The organism is Bradyrhizobium sp. (genome assembly GCF_027451485.1).
Taxonomy (GTDB): domain Bacteria; phylum Pseudomonadota; class Alphaproteobacteria; order Rhizobiales; family Xanthobacteraceae; genus Bradyrhizobium.
In genome coordinates, this window is record NZ_DAIDJE010000214.1 from 16771 (window position 1) to 31871 (window position 15101).

At 63.6% G+C, this 15101-nt stretch carries 14 protein-coding genes and 1 other RNA gene; 5 read left to right on the top strand and 10 right to left on the bottom strand.

The genetic code is table 11. The annotated features are described in order from the left end of the window. Nucleotides 1-5: 5 nt before the first annotated feature. From ybgC to NEZ08_RS25270, 6 genes are all read right to left on the bottom strand, one after another. Nucleotides 6-452 (bottom strand): tol-pal system-associated acyl-CoA thioesterase, encoded by a 447-nt coding sequence (gene ybgC / locus NEZ08_RS25245; RefSeq protein ID WP_298113406.1) that lies wholly within the window; start codon nucleotides 450-452, stop codon nucleotides 6-8. Beyond that, complete coding sequence (ruvB, locus tag NEZ08_RS25250; protein ID WP_298113409.1) at nucleotides 449-1498, bottom strand: Holliday junction branch migration DNA helicase RuvB; 1050 nt, start codon at nucleotides 1496-1498, stop codon at nucleotides 449-451. Before ruvB ends, ybgC begins: the two co-directional genes overlap by 4 nt. Then, nucleotides 1495-1914, bottom strand: coding sequence for a cytidine deaminase (locus NEZ08_RS25255; protein WP_298113608.1), 420 nt, complete (start codon nucleotides 1912-1914; stop codon nucleotides 1495-1497). Before NEZ08_RS25255 ends, ruvB begins: the two co-directional genes overlap by 4 nt. Nucleotides 1915-1955: 41 nt before the next feature. Next, complete coding sequence (gene ruvA / locus NEZ08_RS25260; protein WP_298113413.1) at nucleotides 1956-2573, bottom strand: Holliday junction branch migration protein RuvA; 618 nt, start codon at nucleotides 2571-2573, stop codon at nucleotides 1956-1958. Beyond that, nucleotides 2570-3097 carry a crossover junction endodeoxyribonuclease RuvC gene (ruvC, locus tag NEZ08_RS25265; RefSeq protein WP_298113415.1) on the bottom strand — a complete coding sequence of 176 codons (528 nt, stop codon included), beginning with the start codon at nucleotides 3095-3097 and terminating at the stop codon, nucleotides 2570-2572. Before ruvC ends, ruvA begins: the two co-directional genes overlap by 4 nt. 64 nt (nucleotides 3098-3161) lie before the next feature. Then, nucleotides 3162-3908: a YebC/PmpR family DNA-binding transcriptional regulator gene (locus NEZ08_RS25270; RefSeq protein WP_298113417.1), complete on the bottom strand. Its 747-nt coding sequence runs from the start codon at nucleotides 3906-3908 to the stop codon at nucleotides 3162-3164. 200 nt (nucleotides 3909-4108) lie between these two features. Between NEZ08_RS25270 and NEZ08_RS25275 the strand changes: the two genes are divergently transcribed. Both NEZ08_RS25275 and NEZ08_RS25280 read left to right on the top strand, forming a co-directional pair. Beyond that, nucleotides 4109-5866: a methyl-accepting chemotaxis protein gene (locus NEZ08_RS25275; RefSeq protein WP_298113420.1), complete on the top strand. Its 1758-nt coding sequence runs from the start codon at nucleotides 4109-4111 to the stop codon at nucleotides 5864-5866. A 66-nt stretch (nucleotides 5867-5932) separates the two neighbouring features. Next, nucleotides 5933-7357 (top strand): methyl-accepting chemotaxis protein, encoded by a 1425-nt coding sequence (locus NEZ08_RS25280; RefSeq protein ID WP_298113422.1) that lies wholly within the window; start codon nucleotides 5933-5935, stop codon nucleotides 7355-7357. A gap of 35 nt (nucleotides 7358-7392) precedes the next feature. On the opposite strand, the gene NEZ08_RS25285 is transcribed toward NEZ08_RS25280, so the two are convergent. From NEZ08_RS25285 to ssrS, 3 genes are all read right to left on the bottom strand, one after another. Further along, nucleotides 7393-8220: a TIGR00282 family metallophosphoesterase gene (locus NEZ08_RS25285; protein WP_298113425.1), complete on the bottom strand. Its 828-nt coding sequence runs from the start codon at nucleotides 8218-8220 to the stop codon at nucleotides 7393-7395. Further along, nucleotides 8221-8799 carry a 5-formyltetrahydrofolate cyclo-ligase gene (locus NEZ08_RS25290; RefSeq protein ID WP_298113427.1) on the bottom strand — a complete coding sequence of 193 codons (579 nt, stop codon included), beginning with the start codon at nucleotides 8797-8799 and terminating at the stop codon, nucleotides 8221-8223. Between the two features lie 54 nt (nucleotides 8800-8853). Then, a non-coding RNA gene (gene ssrS, locus NEZ08_RS25295) (6S RNA) lies at nucleotides 8854-9014 on the bottom strand. Nucleotides 9015-9055: 41 nt separating this feature from the next. Between ssrS and NEZ08_RS25300 the strand changes: the two genes are divergently transcribed. Further along, nucleotides 9056-9430 (top strand): hypothetical protein, encoded by a 375-nt coding sequence (locus NEZ08_RS25300; protein ID WP_298113430.1) that lies wholly within the window; start codon nucleotides 9056-9058, stop codon nucleotides 9428-9430. A 496-nt stretch (nucleotides 9431-9926) separates the two neighbouring features. Here NEZ08_RS25300 and NEZ08_RS25305 read toward each other — a convergent pair whose 3' ends face one another. Beyond that, the gene (locus NEZ08_RS25305; RefSeq protein ID WP_298113432.1) at nucleotides 9927-10844 is read right to left on the bottom strand and encodes a LysR substrate-binding domain-containing protein; all 918 of its coding nucleotides are present in this window, start codon (nucleotides 10842-10844) and stop codon (nucleotides 9927-9929) included. 106 nt (nucleotides 10845-10950) lie between these two features. Between NEZ08_RS25305 and NEZ08_RS25310 the strand changes: the two genes are divergently transcribed. Beyond that, on the top strand, nucleotides 10951-12540 hold the full coding sequence (locus tag NEZ08_RS25310; RefSeq protein ID WP_298113435.1) for an NADH-quinone oxidoreductase subunit L: 1590 nt from the start codon (nucleotides 10951-10953) through the stop codon (nucleotides 12538-12540). Nucleotides 12541-12562: 22 nt separating this feature from the next. Beyond that, on the top strand, nucleotides 12563-15100 hold the full coding sequence (locus NEZ08_RS25315; RefSeq protein ID WP_298113437.1) for a YbcC family protein: 2538 nt from the start codon (nucleotides 12563-12565) through the stop codon (nucleotides 15098-15100). The last annotated feature ends 1 nt before the right edge of the window (nucleotide 15101 follow it).

Genomic DNA, 15101 nt, shown 5'->3' on the forward strand with positions numbered 1-15101 from the left:
AACGCCTATTCCAGATCGGCCTTCATCAGGGCGCGGATCGATTTCGGAATCGGCTGCGCCCTGCCCTCGCTGATGAAGGCGACGCGTACCTCGGCGGCGACCAGCACGTCCGCCCCGCGCCGCACCTCCTGCCCCAGCGTGATCGAGGCGCCCTTCACCGCGACCGGCCAGGTCACGATGTCCAGGACGTCGTCCATCCGCGCCGGCTTGAAGAAATCGAGCTTCATCGAACGCACCACAAAGGCAAAGCCGGGCGTCTCGCTCTGCGCCTCCGCAAACAGCGCGTGCTGCTCGGCGCCCATCAACCGCAGGTGATTGGTGCGGCCGCGCTCCATGAAACGCAGATAATTGGCGTGATAGACGATGCCGGAAAAATCCGTGTCCTCGTAATAGACGCGGATTTGCATATGATGGCGGCCGTCTCGGATTTCGCCGTCGAGATGCGCCGTCATTCGTCCTCACCATCGTTGCCGAACAATCCGAACTGGGCCGGATCACGCGTCGGTTCCGTCAGGCCGAGATGGCGGAAGGCGTGCGACGTCAACAGCCGCCCGCGCGGTGTGCGCTGCAGGTAGCCGCATTGGATCAGATAGGGCTCGATGATGTCTTCGATGGCGTCACGCGGCTCCGACAGAGCCGCAGCCATCGTCTCGACGCCCACCGGGCCGCCGCCATAGTTCATCGCGATCGTCGTGAGGTAACGCCGGTCCATCGCATCAAGTCCAGCGGCATCGACCTCCAGCGCGCTCAGCGCGGTGTCAGCGATTTTGCGATCGATGGAATCCGCATCCGCCGCCGAGGCAAAATCCCGCACCCGCCGCAACAGCCGACCGGCGATGCGCGGCGTGCCGCGGGCGCGACGGGCAATTTCGTTGGCGCCGTCGACGGTCATGCCGATCTGGAGCACGCGGGCGCCGCGCGTGACGATCTTTTCCAGCTCGTCCTCAGTATAGAAATTCAGCCGCACCGGGATGCCGAAGCGGTCGCGCAAGGGATTGGTCAGAAGCCCTGCGCGGGTCGTCGCACCGACCAGCGTGAACTTGGCAAGCTCGATCTTCACCGATCGCGCGGCCGGCCCTTCCCCGATGATCAGATCGAGCTGAAAATCCTCCATCGCCGGATAGAGCACCTCTTCGACCGCCGGGCTTAGGCGATGGATTTCGTCGATGAAGAGCACATCGCGCTCTTCGAGATTGCTCAGAAGGGCGGCGAGATCGCCGGCCTTGGCGATCACGGGACCTGAGGTAGCGCGAAAACCGACGCCGAGTTCGCGCGCGACGATCTGGGCGAGCGTGGTCTTGCCGAGGCCGGGCGGCCCCACGAACAGCACGTGGTCGAGCGCCTCGCCGCGCTTTCGCGCCGCTTCGATGAAGATCGAGAGGTTCTTGCGCGCTTGCGCCTGGCCAACGAATTCCGACAGAAGTTGCGGACGCATCGCGGTGTCACCAACGTCGTCGGCGCGACGCTCCGGCGTGACGATGCGCGAGGGCGGGTTCATTCGTTGCCCCGTCGATACTTGTTCGGCAACAACTCCCCGATCGTCACCACCTTGGGCGTGCGGCCGTTGTCGGGCACGATAACGCGCGCCTTGGCATCGTAGTCGTGGATCAGTTCACGGCAGATGCCGCAAGGCGACACCACCGCGATCTTGCCGGGTTCGTCCGGCTTCGGATGGCGCACGGCAACGATGGTCTCGATGCCGTGGTCGCCGCTTTCGGTGATGGCGCGGCCGATCGCAATCGCTTCGGCGCAGACCGCGATGCGGCCGATATAGGCATCGATGTTCACGCCGGTCACGATACGGCCATCGCGGGTGCGCAATGCCGAGCCGACTTCCTGCCAGTCGTTGCGGTACCGAGTGCTGATCGCTTTGGTGGCGGCGTCGATCAGTTCCTTGTCCTTCTTGGTCAGCATGGTCGACGACATATTCCTTCGATGCGGCCTGCGAGGTTAGCCTATTTCGCCAATTCCTTCAGGCCGAGCCGGATGAGCTGTGCGGTCTCGGCCTTTTCACCGGCGCTGCGCGCGGCCGCGGCGATTGCAGCCGCAGCCTGGGGCTGCCCGTAACCGAGATTGACCAGCGCGGAAATCGCATCCGTCACCGGGCGCGGTGCCCGGGAATCATCGATAGCGCCGGAAAGGCTGACGACCGCGGGATCGACGTTGGCGAACGCGGGCGCCTTGTCCTTCAGTTCGGTGACGATGCGCTCGGCAACCTTGGGACCAACGCCCGGCGTGCGCGTCACCGCTGCTTTGTCGCGCAGCGCAATCGCATTGGCAAGGTCCGACGGCGAGAGCGTCCCGAGCACGGCAAGCGCGACCTTCGCGCCGACGCCCTGTACGGTCTGCAACAGCCGAAACCACTCGCGTTCGACATCGCTCTTGAAGCCGAACAGCCTGATCTGGTCCTCGCGCACATGCGTCTCGATCGAGAGCACGGCGGCCTCTCCTGCGGCCGGCAAGGCCTGCAAAGTGCGCGAAGAACAATGCACCTGATAGCCGACACCGCCCACATCGAGGATGACAAAATCCTCGCCGAAGGAATCAATCAGGCCCTTGAGCTTGCCGATCATAGGCCGGCCACCTTCAGCCGCAGCGCGGCGCTGCCGCGGTGATGTGCATGCGTGACCGCAACCGCGAGCGCATCGGCCGCGTCAGCCGACTTCGGCTCGGCCTTCGGAAGAAGTATCTTCAGCATCACCATGATCTGGTTCTTGTCGGCATGGCCGGCGCCGACCACGGTCTTCTTCACCTGATTGGGCGCGTATTCGGCGACGGATATTCCAAACATCGCGGGCGCCAGCATTGCCACGCCGCGAGCCTGACCGAGCTTGAGGGTGGCAACGCCATCCTTGTTGACGAAGGTCTGCTCAACCGCGGCCTCGAGGGGACGAAAATCGCCGAGCACGGCGGCCAGCCCGTCATGGATGGCAAGCAGTCGGCTCGACAGCGGCAAATCATTGGGCGGCTCGACCGAACCGCAACCGACGTAAACTAGACGGTTGCCTTCGACTTCGATCACGCCCCAGCCGGTGCGGCGCAGGCCCGGGTCGATGCCGAGGATACGAACGGGTGAGCGAATCGGCTGGGAGGACATGGGCATTTATACCCAAGATTAGCGCCCGGTACCGCCAGTCTGAAGTCCCTGGGTGGTACTGGCGTTATGCGCCCATCTTGGCGACGAGGGCGTCGGAAACCTCGAAATTGGCATATACATTCTGAACGTCGTCGTGGTCATTGAGGACGTCCATCAGCTTCAACAGCTTCTCACCGGTTTCGTCGTCGACCGCCACCGTATTCTGCGGCTTCCAGATCACGGCCGCCTTGCGCGCCTCGCCGAACTTTGCCTCCAGCGCCTTGGCGACATCCCGGAAAGTCTCCTGCGAGGCGTAGATTTCGTGACCATTTTCGCTGGAGACCACGTCGTCGGCGCCGGCCTCGATGGCCGCTTCCAGCATGGCATCGTCGGAGGCCACCTTGGCGTCGTATTCGATGACGCCGGTGCGATCGAACATGAACGAAACGGAGCCGGTTTCACCGAGATTGCCGCCCGATTTGGTGAAATAGGAACGGATGTCAGAGGCGGCCCGGTTGCGGTTGTCAGTCAGCACCTCGACGATCACGGCGACGCCACCCGGACCGTACCCCTCATAACGGATCTCGTCGTAGTTCTCGCTTTCGCCGCCAATCGCCTTCTTGATCGCGCGCTCGATATTGTCCTTCGGCATGTTTTCCTGCCGCGCGGCGATCACCGCAGCGCGCAGCCGCGGGTTCATCGCGGGATCTGGCGTTCCTAATTTGGCCGCGACCGTAATTTCCCGCGCCAGCTTTCCGAACAACTTCGACTTCTGGGCGTCCTGACGGCCCTTGCGGTGCATGATGTTCTTGAACTGGGAATGTCCGGCCATGCCTGATCTCTGGAAGTCGAAAAAACGGGTGATTGGGTGAAAGGCGCGGCCTTATAGGCCCAAACTGGCCCAAATCAAAGATTCCGCACCCTTTGTACGAAGGTAGGATGTCTCTGCCCGAAAAACAGGCAATTGTTAACCATGATTTCATGGGGCCGTGAGAAGGTGTTCGTCATCCTGCCCGTCAGCCCGAGAGACATATGGCGATTGGACTGTTCCGGAAAGCGGCCCCGCCAACGACCCCGGCCGTCCTTGCGTCTCCGGCCGATCCGGCTTCCGTGGCCGAGGCAGTTGACCACCCGGAAACCGACTCGATCCGGCAAATCCTCGAACTGCTTGAGATCGAGCTTGGCGGCATGATTCGCCAGCTTGAACGCGCAGCCGGTTCCGTCTCAGGCGGCGCGGAAGCGACCGAGGCCACCCTTGCCGCCGTCCGCCAGCGCACCGATGCGCTGAGCCTGCATTCGAGCGAAGCCGAGAACACCGCCGCCATTTTCTCGCAAGCCGCTGGCAAGTTCGCCGAATCGGCCAAAGGCATCGGATCGCAGGTGCGCGACGCCGGCAAGCTCGCCGACGAGGCAGCCGCGGCCGCCCATGAAGCCAGCGCCAACGTCGACCGCCTGAAGGAATCCTCCGCCGCGATCGGCAATGTCGTCAACCTGATCGCACACATCGCCAGACAAACGACGCTGCTCGCGCTCAACTCGACCATCGAGGCGGCCCGGGCCGGCTCGGCCGGACGTGGCTTTGCCGTCGTCGCCTCCGAGGTCAAGGCGCTGGCGGTCCAGACCCAGGAGGCGACCGAGGAGATCAAGAAGAAGATCGACGCGCTGCAACGGGACGCCGCCGGATCGGTCGAGGCGGTGCACAGGATTTCCCAGGCGATCCAGGAGATCCGCCCTGTGTTCGAGAACGTCAACGGCGCGGTGGCCGAGCAGAACCAGATCACGCGGGAGATGACAGAGAACGTCGCAACCGCATCGAACTTCATCGCCTCGGTCGGATCCAGCGCCGCCGAAATTGATCATGCAGCGAAGCAGGCCGAGGCGCATCGCGAGCATGTCGCCAGTGCCGGCAAGGCCGTCACCATCTTTGCCCAGAAGCTGAAATCCCGTTGCGCGGTGCTGCTCGGCCAGGACATGCGGGCCGATCGCCGCAGGAGCGAGCGGCTGCCCTGCAATCTCCGAATCGAGATCAACACCGCGGAAGGCCGTATCGCGGCGCAGGTCTACGAGATTTCGCTCGAGAACATTCTGATCGGCGGAGGCGACGCCGCGAAGGTGCCGCTCAACCGGATGCTCAGCGCTACGCTTCAGGACATCGGCCCCTGCGAGATCCGCATCGGCGATCGCTCGAGCGCGGGCGTGCAGGCAAGCTTCGTGAGCAACGATGCGGCCTTCGCCGAGAAAATCGAGGACAAGCTCTGGTCGATCCATGACGAGAACACCGAGTTCGTCACCCGCGCCATGGAGGCAGGCAGCCAGCTCTGCCTGATGTTCGAGCAGGCCGTCGCCAGCGGCGCGGTTTCGATGGATGCCCTGTTCGACACCGACTATGTCGAGATTCCCGGCACCAATCCGGTCCAGCACCGCACCCGTATTCTCGACTGGGCCGATCGGGCGCTCCCCCCTTTCCAGGAAGCGTTGCTGACAAAAGACCCGCGCATGGTTTTCTGCGTCGCGATCGACCGCAACGGCTACCTGCCGGTGCACAACAAGATCTACTCCCACCCGCAGCGCGCAGGCGACATCGCCTGGAACACGGCCAACAGCCGCAATCGCCGCATCTTCAACGATACGGCGGGCCTTGCGGCGGGCCGCAACCAGCGGACCTACTTGATCCAGAGCTACGCCCGCGACATGGGCGGCGGCAATACGGTGATGATGCGCGAGATCGACGTGCCGATCCGGGTCAAAGGCAAGCATTGGGGCGGATTCCGCACCGCTTATAGACTTTAAGGCGCGTTGCCGGATTTGAGGGACGTTGCCTAAGATGAACGAGAGCCGAATCGTTGGAGCTTGACGATGTCCGCCGCAAAGCCTGCCGTGTCTGAAGGTCTCCCCGAGCGATCGGAGAGCGAACGTCTGGTCGATCAGCTCAGCAACCGCATCGGCGGGCTCGGAGTTGAGCTTGCCGACGTCGCCAGCAACGTCCAGGAGGTCGCCAACCGGGTTTCGGCCCAATCCGAACTCTTCATGCATCTGCAAGAGACCGCCGAGACGATGGTCTCGGCCAACCACAACATTGCCGATGCCTCGCGAGCGGTACAGTCGGCCTCGTCCGACGCGGTTGGAGACATCAACCAGTCCAGGGGCGCGGTCGAGGCCGCGATCAGGCACATTGCCGCGCTGGTCGAATCGGTCGACCGGATTGAGACCCGGCTCAGCGCCGTTTCTTCTGCGCTGGCGCAGGTAGCGAAAGTCTCGACCTCGATCGAGGCGATCGCCAAGCAGACCAATCTCCTGGCGCTGAATGCGACCATCGAAGCCGCGCGCGCCGGCTCGGCCGGCCGGGGCTTTGCCGTAGTCGCGAGCGAGGTGAAGAGTCTCGCCGAAGCGACCCGCCAGGCGACCCATCAGATCGGCGACACCATGCGCGACCTCGACGGTCAGCTCGGGAATTTGATCGGCGAAAGCGGCGAGGCGTCGTCGCGGGCCAAGACCGCGAGCGAAGGCGCAACCCAGATTCAAAACATCATTACGCGCGTCCAGGACGGCTTCACGAAGGTCGGCCAGGAGATCGATGGCGTCGCCAGGGCAGCGACGTCCAATCTCGGTCACTGCGACACCGTGATCGAGGAACTGCGCAACCTTGCCAAGGGCGTCGATCTCTCCTCCAGCGATCTCAAACATGCCGATGAGCGCGTCACCAAGCTGCTCGACCTCTCCGAAAGCCTGATCGCCGCGATAGCCGACAGCGGCGTGGAGACATCCGATGCGCCGTTGATCCGCGTCGTCATGGAGACCGCCAAGCGGATCTCGGAAATCTTCGAAGCGGCTGTCGCTCGCGGCGAGATCACCCTCGATCAGCTGATGGACGAGAACTACCGCGAGATACCGGGCACCGACCCCAGGCAGTACATGACCAACTATGTCGAGTTCACCGATCGCGTGCTGCCCGCCGTTCAGGACCCGATCCAGAAATCCGATCCACGCATCGTGTTCTGTGTAGCCTGGGCGAAAGGCGGCTATCTGCCGACCCATAATCCGAACTATCGCCTGCCGCAGGGAAAAGACCCGGTCTGGAACAATGCGAACTGCCGCAACCGGCGCCTGTTCAACGACCGCGCCGTGAAAAAGGTCGCGGCCAACACCAAGCCGTTCCTGTTGCAGACCTACCGCCGCGACATGGGCGGCGGCAATTTCGTGCTGATGAAGGATGCATCCGCGCCGATCTTCGTCCGCGGCCGCCACTGGGGCGCCTTCCGCCTGGGATTCCGGCAAGGTTGACGCGCTCCTCGACGGCCAAATCGCGATCGCCCCTTTTACCCATTTTCCCAGAATACCGGCAGCGCCGGCGAAAGCCGTCCGCCCAAGCGAACGGCTGCGACTTGCACCGCAAGTCCGGTGGCGTCGTCGGTTTCAACTGCAATCCCGCTCAAGGTCGCAACTCCCGTCGCCGGCTCGAAACGCGCCGCCGGGATGCCGGAGGTGAAACGCCGGATCGGCTCGTCCTTCTGCATGCCGATGATCGAATCGTAATCGCCGGTCATGCCGGCATCAGTCATGTAAGCGGTGCCGCCCCGCAGGATCTGATGATCGGCGGTGGGGACATGGGTGTGGGTGCCGACGACGAGACTGGCACGGCCGTCGCAGAAATGGCCGACCGCCTGTTTCTCGCTCGACGCCTCACCATGGAAATCGACGACGACGGCGTCGGCCGCCTCCCGCAACGGGCAGGCCGCGAGTTCGCGGGCCAAGCTCGCGAAGGGATCGTCGAACGGCGTCATGAAGACGCGTCCGATCACATTGACGACGAGCGCGCGTGCTCCGCTCTTGGTCTCGATCAAGGCCGCACCGCGCCCGGGCGTGCCGGGCAGGAAATTCGCCGGGCGAATGAGCCGCGGCGCGCGCTCGATGAAAACCAGCGCCTCGCGCTGATCCCAGGAGTGGTTGCCGAGCGTGATCGCATCCGCACCGGCATCAAGCAGTTCCTGGTAGATCGCCTCGGTGATACCAAAGCCGCCGGCCGCATTCTCGCCGTTGATGACGACAAGATCGAGCGACCAGTTGCGGATCATCCCGGGAAGATGCTCGGACACGGCAGCGCGTCCGGATCGGCCGACCACATCGCCGACGAAGAGGATTCTCAATTAGGCACTCCGAAAATCGAACGTTTTCTTTTCCGTTAGCACATAATCGAGCGCGACGTCGTGCGCGAGTGCGGGAACAGCCTTTATTTCCTGGGCGGCAAAGGCCAACCCAATGGCCGTGACCGGCTTCAGCTTCCGCAAATGGGCCAGCGTGAAATCGTAGTGACCGGCGCCGTAGCCGATGCGGTGGCCGAGGCGATCGAACGCGGCGAGCGGCACCAGCATGATGTCGGGAATGAGCTCGGCCATGGCCGGCGACGGCTCCATGATGCCGAGCGGCCCCATGGTGAGGCGATCGCCGACCGCCCAGGCGCGGAACACCAGCGACCTGCCGCGAGAAAGCACTGCGGGCAGCGCGAGCCTTGCGCCGTGCGCCGCAAGCTTCTGCATCAACGGCACCGGATCGAGTTCGCTTCGGATCGGCGAGTAGCCGGACACGATAACACCCGGCGCAATCTCGAACGGCAGCCCGCGCGCGGCGAGCTTTTCGCCGGCAGCCGCGCGTAACGCCGCTTCCATCGCGTCACGCGCATCGAGCGCAGCCTTGCGCAAGTCAGCCTTCGACGGAAGCGCGGTCATGCGCGGTCCCCATTCCGATTAAACGCAATCACGCCGGCGGGATAAAGGAGGAAGCGCGAAGCCGCGGTCGCCGTTGGAGCGCTCGATCCCGGAGTTCCCTACGAAAGTAGGTGGGCACCATATGTCCGGGTCCACGGACCCGGCCAGGGACAGTTCCCTAAAGGATCGATAAGGCCCCGGGGATATATGGCTCCTGACGCGCGACGCAGCCTCGCAAGACGCAATGTAACAACGATGCAGCGAAATCACCAGCGGCGTGAGTACCTGCACCACGCCGCCTGATGATTTAATTGTCAAGTCGCCTCCTCCGGTCGATCCGGAGGCGCAGGGCAGCAATCCATTTCCACCGCTCGCGTTTATCGATCAATGGATTGCGGCATCGCTCTCCGCGCGCGCCGGAAAGATCGGCAATTTCCGATTCAAATTACCAAACAACCAAACCGGCGAGCGCCCGCCTTCCCGCGGCTTGCACCGCCCGGGTTGTGCCAAACTTCGCGCCCGGAAATACGGAGGGCGCAGGGAATGCCGGATGCTGGCCGCACCCGCGGCCTTGCGTGCAGATAAAAAATCACGCAAGCAAGTCACCACAGGTCAGCCAAACGGTCCGGCATTCCCTGCGCAATGGTTTTAACGGCTGCTCCGCGCTCTTCCTGGTGATCGGGCGTTCTTGCCACCATCGCCAGTGCGATGCGCAAGCATCGTCACCGAGTTGATATCAGCGTCGAGATATCAGAACCACGCGGCTTCGCCGTCCGCGGCGATGTCACCCGTCTTGTGACGTCGCCTCGTCCATCGCATCCCGCGCTCCACGTTCGTGACGATGCGCAACGCCCCTCCTGATCCGAGCGCGAGACGCCCCAAGAGCTAGCGGTGATTTGCCCGACGGCACAAGGGGAATTCCAGACAATTTGTTCGCTAGCTGTGCCGCAACAAGCCAAACATAAAATCGGGGCATGACGTCTGCAATGGGCCAGACGCTGCTTATGGGGCGCAGCGATCGTCAGACGTGCTTTTTACAGCACACTGATCCTCTGATTGCTTGCTTAACTGCGAGTCAACGAACAGCGTATCGAAAGTGGGCAATTCACGTAGGTGGAGGCGGGATGCCCACCCGGTCGTTTCGCGGACTACGCGATTGCGGGGGTGCGGCCTTTATCCGCGTGCCCCCTTGCGCGGGTCATGCCCAAGAGCTCCGCGACGAGCGGGTTCGAAAAACGCCGATGCTGGGTGATTGCGAAGAACTGCTCGCGGATGTCTTTCAGCCGGTGTCTTTCAACGAGTGCACCGGATTTCAGCTCGTCGACGACCACGACCGCCGGCACCAGCGTCAACCCGTGGCTCTCGCGCGCCATCAAGCGCAGCATTGCCATGTCGTCGACCTCGGCCACGATGCTGGGCCGTACACCGGAGCGTCCGAGCAGCGCATCGAATGCCGAGCGCACGGCGCTGCCCCGGCCGGGCAACACGAGGGGCGCGCTTGCCAAATCGGCAGGAAATCGGAAGCGCCCTTTCAGCTTGGGCGGGCGAGCGACGAGGCTGACGGGCTGCTCGGCGACGAGCGTGCTGTCGAACGCCGTCTCGGCGTCGGGAGGAGCTGGATGATTGGCGAGGACGAGATCGAGCTTGTGCGCGTCGAGCTGCTCGAGGAGATCCGGGACAACTCCCGACCGCAAGACGAGCTCGATACCAGTGCGACCGACGAGTGGTCGCAGGAAGCCAATCTGGAAATTGCGCGACAGGGTGGCTGCCGCGCCGATCCTCAGCATCTGGCGTCCAGGTTGCAGACCCGACAGTGCCTCGATCAGCTCGTGACCCGATCGGAACACCGTACTCGCGTAATCGAGCGCGATGCGTCCGGCCTCGGTAAGCATCAGGCTCTTGCTGCGGCGCTCAAACAGCTGCTGACCGAGCTGCTCCTCGAGCGCCTTGAGCTGCACGGAGACCGACGACGGCGAGACGTTGAGGCGCTCGGCAGCCCGGCTCATGCTGCCTTCGCTGGCGATGACCCAGAAATAGCGCAGGTGATGGTAGTTGAGGTGAGGCATGTGCTTTATTCTATTTTATATAACCATATGCTTCAATAATTGAATTATTATAACGATACGGACTCCGATAGATCGTGCGGGCCATTTACCGCCATCGGAGACGACGATGATCATTGCGCTCGCCGGCTTGACGCCGCTGGTCCTCTGCCTCGCTGCTGCATCGGCCAGCCTTCTCGATCAGAGCGCCCGCTCCTTTGCGAAACGATCGATCGCGGCAGCGACCGCGAGCTTCACGTTGGCCGTTCTTGTTGCCGCAGGCGTCGCACTCGGGGGCCCGGCCCGCTCCCCTCTCGCGGGGTACGGCGGGATCGGTATGTCGATTCATGTCGATGCGCTGGCTGCCGTCATGCTGGCGCTGGTGAGCTTCGTCGGCATCGCAGTCGTCCGCTACAGCCGCAACTATCTCGACGGTGACCCGGCGCACCTGCGATTCACACAACTGCTGCTACTGACGCTGGCGTCGGTCGAGACGCTGATCATTGCCGGCAACCTGACGCTGCTGATCCTCGCCTTCGTCGCGACGAGCCTCGCACTCAACAAGCTCCTGTTGTTCTATGGTGATCGACCGGCGGCGCAGCGCGCGGCGGCGAAGAAGTTCGTGACGAGCCGAGTCGGCGATCTCTGCCTCGTCATCGCGTCGTGCCTTCTCTATGCGCGGTTCGGCACGCTCGAGATCGCCGACGTCCTGTCGGCCGCCAAGGCAAACGGGGGCGCATATGCATCATGGTCTCTCACGACCGCCGCTCTGTTGATCGTGACGACGGCGATTCTCAAGTCGGCACAGTTGCCGCTGCACGGCTGGCTTCTGGAGGTGATGGAGACACCGACACCGGTATCCGCCCTCCTTCACGCCGGCATCATCAACGCTGGTGGCTTTCTGGTGCTACGGCTCGCCGACGTGATGCTGCTGGCAAGGCCCGCGCTCGAAGTCCTGGCCGTCATCGGCGGCGCCACGGCGCTGATCGCCTCCCTGGTCATGCTGACGCAAACCGCAGTCAAGGTGCAGCTCGCCTGGTCGACCATCGCCCAGATGGGCTTCATGCTGCTGCAGTGCGGGCTTGGGGCCTTCTCGTCGGCGCTGCTGCACATCCTGGCGCACTCGCTCTACAAGGCGCACGCGTTCCTGTCGTCTGGCAGCATCATGGATCTTGCCCGTGCGTCGTGGACGCCGAGCCCGGGTGGACAGCCGCATCCGGCGCGCCTCGTGCTGTCGATCGCAGCCGTGATCGGCCTGACACTCACGGTGGCTTGGTTGTTCGGCGTCACGCCGCGCACCCATCCCGCCCGGATCGCGCTCGGCTGCGTGCTCCTGATGGGCCTTGTCCATCTCGTCGCCAACGCCATCGACGAGCGTCCGAACGCCTTCGTCATCTCGCGCGCGGCGCTGCTCGCCTGCGGCGTTGCAGCTGTCTACTTCGCCCTTCAGGCGGTCATGGAAGCGATCCTGGCGAAGAGCGTGCCTGTCGGAAGCATGGTCGATGGAACGGTGGAGATCGCGATCGCCGTGCTGGTCGTCATCTCGTTCGGCGCCGTGACGGTGTTCCAGAACCAGATAATGCGCAAGGCAGATACGCGATTCTGGGTAGCGGCCTACGTGCATCTCAAGAACGGCCTTTATCTCAACACGCTCTCGAACCGCCTCGTGCTCGCCCTGTGGCCCAAGCCCGCGTCGCACGCCACGACCGTTCATGCCTGAGCTTCAGACGAGAGATCGCCGCATGTCCTCAACCGCCCTTGCCTATGACCTGACGACGAAAGAGCCTGGATTGCTCGATACGGACGCAAAACTCCGAGAAGAAATCGCGGCTGCCTGCAAACGCATCGCGCCACTATGGCCGCTCAAGCATTTCGTAGCCGTCAATCCTTTTCTCGGTTTTACCGGCCAGACGTTCGCCGAGACCTGCGCCACGTTCAATCGCGTCGCGCGCACGCACATGCTGATGCCGCGCGGGTTTTATGCGAGGGCGATCGCCGAGGGTTTCATCGACGATGAGGATCTGGCTGCCGCTCTGCGGCTCCAGCCGTTCGCTGGGGGCGACCTCGCAGCCCTGAAAGAGGCTGCAAGATCAGCGCCTGGAGGCAGGGAGAAGCCGCCGGCCGTGGTTGCGACGGTCGCCGAAACGCTCGATCGCTGCGCTGGAGGCGATCGTTACGTCTCCCTGGTTTCGTTCATGATCGAGGAGATATCGAACTTCTGTGCGGTCTATTTCGACGAAGGGCAGGCGAGCTGGCCGCTGCCTGTTCGCAACTTGGCCCCGTACGCGGCCTGGCGGGCGTTGGCCGTCCATGATCGCAACGCGGAAGCGATGGGCATCGCAGGGTTCAGGGCCTGCGTTCGTAATCTGCCGGCGGAGCCGGTCGCCGCCATTGCCGCCATTCTGAAAGGCCTCGGGATTCCGCCGCGTGCCTACGAAGACTATCTGTTCCGGGCACTCTTCGACATCAACGGATGGGCGGCCTACGCGCGCTACATCGGCTGGAATGCCGAGCTCGACGACCGGACCGACGACACCCTTGTCGAGCTCCTCGCCATTCGCCTCGCCTGGGGCTGGGCGCTTTTCAATGCCCGTCGCGACGATGAGTTTCGTTCAGCCTGGTCCAAGGCAATGGCCGACGCGGCGCACGAACCAGAGGATCATCGCATCGACCACACACGCGAGCTTGCGATCGATCTTGTGCTGCAGGAGGCCTACGATATCGCCTATCGCAGGCGGCTTATCACGCGGCTCAAGGGGCATGCAGACCGAACGGCACGCAAGCGGCTTCCGGTCCGTCCTCTGGTGCAGGCCGCCTTCTGCATCGACGTGCGCTCGGAAATCTTCCGGCGTGCGCTTGAGACCGCTTATCCCGAGGCCGAAACCATCGGCTTCGCCGGCTTCTTCGGTTTTCCGATCGAATACGTGCCGATCGGGCACACGCATGGCGGCGCACAGTGCCCGGTCCTGCTCAAGCCGAGCTTCGTCGTGTGCGAGGCGGTCAAAGCCGCCGAGGAGACGGAAGAGGCGGAAGTGCTGGGCCTGCGCCTGCTGCGCCGCCGCGCGGCGAAGGCCTGGAAGTCATTCAAGGTGTCGGCCGTCTCCTCGTTCGCGTATGTCGAGACGGCCGGGCTCAGCTACGCCCCGAAGATCGTAACCGACAGCCTGGGCGCTACGCGGCCGGTGCCTCAGCCGAGCGTCGATGGCCTCGATGAGGACGTGGCGCGACGCGTCGGGCCGCGTCTCGAGGCGCGCGTGATTGCCGGCCGGTCAACCGGTTTCTCTCCAGATCAGAAGCTTGCGATGGCGGAAGCCGTTCTCAAGGCCATGTCCATGACGGAGCCGTTCGCGCGGCTGGTCCTGCTTGCCGGCCATGGCAGCACGACCGTCAACAACCCGCATGCCTCAGGGCTTGATTGCGGCGCTTGCGGCGGACACACCGGCGAGGCCAATGCGCGGGTGGCGGCAGCCATCCTCAACGACAAGCACATCCGCAGCGGGCTCGCTGGAAAGGGCATTGTGATTCCGGAGGATTGCTGGTTTGTCGGCGCGCTTCACGACACGACCACCGACGAGGTCAAGATCTTCGACGAGGAGATGGTGCCGCCCGATCTTTCCTCCGATCTCGCGCGTCTGAAGGAACGATTGACGAGAGCGGCATCGCTCGCACGCTTGGAACGCAGCGCGCTGCTTGGGCTCCAGGAGAGCGTGGATAAAAACGCGGATGTGGTCGCCCGCAGCCGCGACTGGTCGCAGGTCCGTCCCGAGTGGGGGCTTGCCGGCAACGCCGCCTTCATCGCAGCGCCGCGTTCATTGACGCGGGGCCTCGATCTCGGGGGGCGCGCGTTCCTTCACAGCTACGACCACAACAAGGATGAGAGCAAATCTGTACTCGAGCTCATCATGACCGCGCCGATGGTGGTGGCGAGCTGGATCAACCTGCAATACTACGGGTCGACCGTGAACAATGCCGCGTTCGGCAGCGGCAACAAACTCCTGCACAACGTCGTCGGACAGCTCGGTGTGCTCGAAGGCAACGCCGGCGACCTGCGTGTGGGACTGCCCTGGCAGTCGGTGCACGATGGAACACGCTTCGTGCACGAGCCGATTCGGCTCAACGTGTTCATCGCCGCGCCCGAGGCCGCCATCGACGCGGTGCTCGCCAAGCATGCGAGTGTTCGGGACCTCGTGACTAACGGCTGGGTGTTCCTGCACGCGATCGACGACGACGGGCGCAGCATCCGCCGCTGCCTTGGCCCGGGAGCCTGGCAGGCTTGCTGAC